This window comes from Xanthomonas sp. SHU 199 (assembly GCF_000364665.1).
GTDB lineage: Bacteria > Pseudomonadota > Gammaproteobacteria > Xanthomonadales > Xanthomonadaceae > Xanthomonas_A > Xanthomonas_A sontii.
The window spans coordinates 1-473 of record NZ_AQOI01000546.1 but is presented as its reverse complement, the minus strand read 5'-3'; the positions used below and the strand labels follow the sequence as shown (position 1 = coordinate 473).

General features: G+C 71.0%; 1 protein-coding gene. It reads left to right on the top strand.

Features of this window, described 5'->3' with window-relative positions; genetic code table 11:
* Positions 1–249: 249 nt before the first annotated feature.
* A partial coding sequence (locus tag D183_RS25015) for a hypothetical protein (RefSeq protein ID WP_039728138.1) occupies positions 250–473 on the top strand: 224 nt, incomplete at its 3' end.

Here is a 473-nt window from a genome sequence, read left to right as displayed (position 1 = left end):
TTAGGGGCGACATGTCCAGATACAAGGAGCGGCTTCAGCCGCGACGAACGAAGCCACGATGGTCTCAAGACCCACCTCGCGCCTCGTGCCCTATCCTTTTCCGAAATGCTCTTCTCCCATGGCAGGCATCCTCACGCGCCGGTCTACCGCGTCCAGCACGGGCAATCTCCCACCCGCATCCACCCACCGCAGCCCCACCGGCGCTCGGGCTAAGATGCGCGCGGTGACCACCTGCGCCCGCTCCCGCTGATGTCCGGCATCCCGGCCGCCGTGCCGACGCCCCCGCCGTCGCTGCAACAGCAGACGCAGCGCCTGCTCGCGCAGGTGCAGCAGGCGCAGTCGCGCCAGGCGCAGGCCGATGCGGATATCGAGCGGCATCTGCCGGCGGTGGACCAGGCCGTGGCCGCGATCCGGCGCCGGTTTGCTGCGCACGCCAGGATCGCGGCGCGGGCGGCGGCACGGCGCGAGCGCCA